Below are 5,527 nucleotides of genomic sequence, written 5' to 3'. Positions count from 1 at the left end.
GCTCCGGTGGCGGCGGGCTTCCGGCAGCCCCCGAGGGGGAACAACCAGCAGTGAAGGGGGAGACGGTGACGGGATCCACGTCCGGAGACCGTCCCGCGTGGGCACCTCCGGTGCTGGACACCGGGCGGCTGGCGGCTGCGCTGCGCTCTTTGGAGTTGACCGTGCGCGGCCGGCTGGACGGGCTGCGGCAGGGCAACCACCTCGGCCTGGTGCCCGGTCCGGGAACCGAGCCGGGCGAGGCCCGGACCTACCAGCCCGGCGACGACGTGCGGCGGATGGACTGGGCGGTGACCGCGCGGATGGCCGAGCCGCACATCCGCCAGACCGAGGCCGACCGCGAGCTGGAGACCTGGGTGGCGCTGGACCTCTCGGCCAGCTTGGACTTCGGCTCCGCGGCTTGCGACAAGCGGGAGCTCGCGATCGCGGCGCTTGCCGCGGTCACCCATCTGACCAGCGGTGGTGGCAACCGGATCGGCACCGTGCTGGACAACGGTTCCGGGCACGTCCGGCTGCCCGCGCGCGGAGGTCTCGCGCATTCGCGGGCGATGCTGAAGAAGGTCGCCGAGACGCCGCGCGCGCAGGCGGGCACGCGCGGGGATCTGAACGCGTTGCTCGAGTCGTTGCGGCGGCCGCCGCGCAGGCGCGGGCTCGCCGTGGTGATCTCGGATTTCGTCGGTGGCCTCGATTGGCAGCGCGCGCTGCGCGGGTTGAGCGCGCGGCACTCGCTGCTGGCGATCGAGGTGCTGGATCCGCGCGACATCGAGTTGCCGGACGTGGGCACGGTGGTGCTGTCGGACCCGGAGACCGGCAAGCAGCGGGAGGTGCGTACGACTCCGGTGCTGCGCAAGGACTTCGCCGCGGCGGCCGCGGCGCATCGCGAGGAGGTGGCCGCGGCGCTGCGGCGCGCGGGTTGCGCGCACCTGGTGCTGCGGACGGAGTCGGATTGGATCGCTGACATCGTTCGGTTCGTGATGGCCCGCAAACGCGGCTGGTCCGGGGGAGCGGCCTGATGAGCTTGTGGGGTTTCGCTTCGCCCTGGTGGTTCTTGCTGCTGCTGGTGCTGGCCGCGCTGGTCGCCGGGTACGTGTGGGTGCAGCGGCGTGCGCGCAAGGAGACGTTGCGGTTCAGCAACCTGGAGCTGTTGGACCGGGTGGCGCCGAAGCGGCAGGGCTGGTTCAAGCACGCGCCGCCCGCGTTGCTGGGCGTGGCGGTGCTGGTGCTGACGATCGCGCTGGCGGGGCCGACTTCGGAGCAGCGCATTCCGCGCAATCGCGCGACGGTGATGCTGACCGTGGACGTGTCGCTGTCGATGATGGCCAAGGACGTCGAGCCGAGCCGCTTGGAGGCGGCGAAGATCGCGGCCAAGGAGTTCGCGGACAAGCTCACCCCCGGCATCAACCTGGGCTTGGTGTCGTTCGCGGGCACCGCGACGGTGATGACGATGCCCACGACCGACCGGACCAGCGTGAAGCAGGCGATCGACAACCTGACGCTGTCCGAGGCCACGGCCACCGGCGACGGGATCAACGCCTCGATGTCGGCGATCGACTCGTTCGGCAAGATGGTCGGCGGCCCGGAGGGTGCGCCGCCTGCGCGGATCGTGCTGATGGCCGATGGCGGGCAGACGATCCCGCGGGACCTGGACGCGCCGCGCGGGGCTTACACCAAGGCGGGCGAGGCGAAGAAGGCGAACATCCCGATCACCACGATCTCGTTCGGCACCCGGCACGGCACGCTCGACATCGAGGGCCAGCCGCAGCCGGTGGACGTCGACGACGAGGCGATGGAGGAGATCGCGGGCCTGTCCGGCGGGGAGTTCCACAAGGCCGCCAGCGCCGAGCAGTTGCGCCGGGTCTACGCGACGCTGGGCGAGCAGATCGGCTACGAGATCAAGCACACAGACGCCAGCAAGCCGTGGTTGGTGCTGGGTACGCTCACCGCGATCGTCGCGGCCGCGTTGGCGCTGCTGTTCGGCAGGCGGTTGCCGTGAGCCGCGGCGTGCTCCGCAGGTTCGAGCACGGGAGTGGACGTGAGCGTTGCCGCAGGCGCGGGGGAGTTCCTGCGTGAGTTCGTGAAGTCTCCGACCACCACGGCCGCGGTGGGTCCGAGTTCGCGGTACCTGACCCGCGACATGGTCGCGCCGGTGCCTGCGTCGGGTGATCCGGTGGTGGTGGAGCTCGGGCCGGGCACGGGTGCGTTCACCGAGGCGATCCAGCAGCGGTTGGGCGGCCGGGGCAGGCACCTGGCGGTGGAGCTCAACCAGCGGTGGGCGGACTCGCTGGATGCCCGATTCGGCGATGTGGAGGTCGTGCGCGGGGACGCGCGACAGCTTCCGGAGTTGCTCTCGGAGCGGGGACTGCGGGCGGATGTGGTGGTCAGCGGCCTGCCGTGGGTGGCGCACACGCCGAAGGACGGGGTTCCGCTGATCCGGCTCGTGGCGGATTCGCTGACCGAGCAGGGCGCGTTCACGCAGTTCGCCTACACGTGGACGCAGTGGGCGGCACCGGCACGGCGCCAGCATGCGGATCTGCGGGCGGTGTTCGAGGAGACCGTGGTCAGCCGGACGGTGTGGCGCAACGTGCCGCCCGCGCTGGTGTACTTGGCGCGGCGGCCGAGGTGAGGTCGCGCGGTGTCGAGTTGAGTCGGTCGATTCGGGGTGCGTCGCGGTAGTCCGCTGTCGTCCCGAATGTCGCTGGGGTCTCGAGCACCACTGCGCTCTCAGCACTCGCTCCTCTCCCGGTCGCGGCCGTCTGCGCGGAAGTGCGCTGAGAACGGCATAACCGCTGGTAGTCGATCTCACCAGTGCCGGGACGGTCCACTGTGCGCTACGTTCGCGGGGTGGCGGACGAGGTGATCACGGGCTTGCGGGAGCTGCCGCTGCTGGTCGAGCTGGGCTCCGCGCTGGTGCTGTCCAGTTTGGTCGGACTCGAACGCGAGCTGCGCGCGAAAAGCGCCGGGCTGCGCACGCACACCCTGGTCGGGGTGGGGGCGGCGCTGTTCATGCTGGTGTCGAAGTACGGCTTCGGGGACGTGCTGGAGTTCGACAAGGTCTCGTTCGACCCGTCCTGGGTGGCCGCGCAGATCGTCTCCGGCATCGGGTTCATCGGTGCCGGTTTGATCTTCGTGCGCCGCGACGTGGTGCGCGGGCTGACCACGGCGGCGACGGTGTGGCTGGTCGCCGCGATCGGCACGGCCTGCGGCAGCGGGTTGCTGCTGCTGGGGACCGCGACGACGGCGGTGCATTTCCTGGTCGCGGTGGGCTATCCGCGGGTGTTGCGACTGATGCGCAGCGCGTTGCGCGAGCCCCAAGTGGTGCGCATCGGCTACCTGGACGGATACGGGGTGCTGCGCAACGTGCTGACGTTGTGCACCAGTCGCGGCTGGAAGGTGCTGGACCTGCAGGTGGAGCGGGAGGACACCGACGCCGACGAGCAGCGAACGGCGGTCGTGGCGGTGCACCTCCAGGGCAAGCAGCCGGTGGCGGACCTGGTCAACGACCTCACCGAACTGGACGGCGTGCTGCACGCCTCGGCCGCGGATTCGGCGGAAAGCGGGATCTAAACGTCGGTCGCGGCCGGAGGCCACTCGCGGATGGGTGCGGAGATCGGCCGACGTTTTCGCCGTCGGAGGTGACGATCCGGCTCGGGTGGCGCTGGAACGGCCACCCGAGCCGCGAGATCCCGGGTCAGTCGAGCGCTCGGCGGACCAGGGTCGCCAGGTGGACCGGTTCGGTTTCGGTTGCTTGGCGGATCTGCAGGCGGCAGCTGAACCCGTCGGCGACGACCTCGGTCCCCGGTTCGGCCTGCCGCACGGCGGGCAGCAGTGCTTGTTCGGCGCAGGCCATCGACACGTCGTAGTGCCCGCGCTCGAAGCCGAAGTTGCCCGCGAGCCCGCAGCAGCCGGCGTCGAGCACCTGCGCATCGGTGCCGGTGGCGGCCAGCGCCGAGCGGTCGGCGTCGAAGCCGAGTTCGGAGTACTGGTGGCAGTGCTGCTGCACCAGTGCTTTGCCGTCACCGGAACGTTCCCACCGCGACCGCGTGGGTTCGACGTGCTCGGCGAAGGTTTCGGTGGCTTCGGCCAGCGCCCGCACGTCCGGATCCTCTGGTGCGAGTTCGAGCGCGTCGTTGCGCAGGAATGCGGTGCAGCTGGGTTCGAGGCCGACGACCGGCAGGCCGGAGCGGACCTGCGGGCGCAGCAGCCGCGCGGTGCGGCGCACCACGCGGCGGGCGATGTCGAGCTGGCCGGTGGATGCCCACGTCAGTCCACAGCAGACCTGCGAGCGCGGGATTTCCACGGCCGATCCGAGTTTTTCCAGCGCCAGCACCGCATCGCGGCCGATGTGCGGGTCGAAGTGGTTGGTGAAGGTGTCGGGGAACAGCACGACCCGGTCACCGCCCGCGGGCCGGTGTTCGCGTTGCCGCCACCACGAGCGCAGGGTGCGCCCGGCCAGTGCGGGCATGTCGCGTTCGGCCGCGATGCCGCCGATCCGCTTGATCAGCGACGCGATCGGTCCACTGAGGACGCGGTTGGCCGCGCCTGGCGCGTACTGGCCGAGCGCGAGCCACAGCGGCAGGAAACCCATCGAGTAGTGCGCGGCCGGGCGCACGCGCCCGCGGTAGTGCTGGTGCAGGAACTCGGCCTTGTAGGTGGCCATGTCGACGCCGACGGGGCAGTCGGTCTTGCAGCCCTTGCAGGACAGGCACAGGTCGAGTGCGTCGTGCACTTCTTCGGAGCGCCAGCCGCCTTTGATCAGCGAGCCGTTGAGCATCTCGAACAGCAGGTGCGCGCGCCCGCGGGTGGAGTGCTTCTCCTCCTTGGTGGCCCGGTAGCTCGGACACATCACCCCACCTGTGGTGTTGAGGCATTTGCCCATGCCGACGCAGCGCCGCGACGCCGGGGCGAGGTCGCCGTCGTCGGCGTGCAGCGCCAGCGTGGTGCGGGTGGGGATGTTCGGCGGCGCGACCAGCAGCCGCAGGTCGGAGTCCAGCGGCCGGGGCCGCACGATTTGGCCCGGGTTGAGCAGGTCGTCGGGGTCGAAGGCGAACTTGAACCGCTCGAACGCGCCGATCACCTCCGCCGGGTACATCCGAGCCAGCAACTCGGAGCGGGCCTGCCCGTCGCCGTGTTCGCCGGAGACCGAGCCGCCGTGGGAGACGACGAGGTCAGCGGCGGCCTCCATGAACTCCCGGTAGTTCTGCGCACCGCCGCCGGTGAGCAGATCGAAGTCGATGCGCACGTGGATGCAGCCGTCGCCGTAGTGGCCGTAGGTCACGCCCTTGCGCCCGTGGCGCTCCAGCAGCTGGTCGAACTCGCGCAGGTAGCTGCCGAGGTGTTCGGGCGGCACGGCGGCGTCCTCCCAGCCCGACCAGCGTTCGGACCCGTCGGACATGCGGGTGGAGTAGCCCGAGCCCTCCTCGCGGATCTTCCACAGCGCACCCATCCGCGCCGGGTCGGTGTGCACGACCGACTCGGCCCGCGAGCCCATGGCGCTGCGCACCTTCTCGGCGGCGGCTTCGGCTTCGCCGGG

At 70.8% G+C, this 5,527-nt stretch carries 5 protein-coding genes; 4 read left to right on the top strand and 1 reads right to left on the bottom strand.

Features of this window, described 5'->3' with window-relative positions; genetic code table 11:
• Positions 1–65 precede the first annotated feature (65 nt).
• The 4 genes from IJH84_RS17440 to IJH84_RS17425 all read left to right on the top strand — a co-directional run bounded on the left by IJH84_RS17440 (position 66) and on the right by IJH84_RS17425 (position 3,561).
• On the top strand, positions 66–1,010 hold the full coding sequence (locus IJH84_RS17440; RefSeq protein ID WP_295146317.1) for a DUF58 domain-containing protein: 945 nt from the start codon (positions 66–68) through the stop codon (positions 1,008–1,010).
• A complete protein-coding gene (locus IJH84_RS17435) occupies positions 1,010–1,990 on the top strand; it encodes a VWA domain-containing protein (protein WP_295146315.1) in 981 nt (326 codons plus the stop codon). Before IJH84_RS17440 ends, IJH84_RS17435 begins: the two co-directional genes overlap by 1 nt.
• 39 nt (positions 1,991–2,029) lie before the next feature.
• Complete coding sequence (locus IJH84_RS17430) at positions 2,030–2,620, top strand: methyltransferase domain-containing protein (RefSeq protein ID WP_200072534.1); 591 nt, start codon at positions 2,030–2,032, stop codon at positions 2,618–2,620.
• A 218-nt stretch (positions 2,621–2,838) separates the two neighbouring features.
• A complete protein-coding gene (locus tag IJH84_RS17425) occupies positions 2,839–3,561 on the top strand; it encodes an MgtC/SapB family protein (protein ID WP_295146312.1) in 723 nt (240 codons plus the stop codon).
• Between the two features lie 124 nt (positions 3,562–3,685).
• On the opposite strand, the gene IJH84_RS17420 is transcribed toward IJH84_RS17425, so the two are convergent.
• The coding region (locus IJH84_RS17420) for an FAD-linked oxidase C-terminal domain-containing protein (RefSeq protein WP_295146310.1) at positions 3,686–5,527 on the bottom strand (1,842 nt) is incomplete at its 5' end.

This window comes from Saccharopolyspora sp. (assembly GCF_017434145.1).
Lineage (GTDB): Bacteria > Actinomycetota > Actinomycetes > Mycobacteriales > Pseudonocardiaceae > Saccharopolyspora_C > Saccharopolyspora_C galaxeae.
Note: the sequence above shows the minus strand (reverse complement) of the source record. Positions and strands in the feature narration are given on the sequence as shown.

Bases quoted from the DNA above. Each gene is read 5' to 3' on its own strand.
- IJH84_RS17435 (WP_295146315.1), top strand. From the start codon at position 1,010: ATGAGCTTGTGGGGTTTCGCTTCGCCCTGGTGGTTCTTGCTGCTGCTG.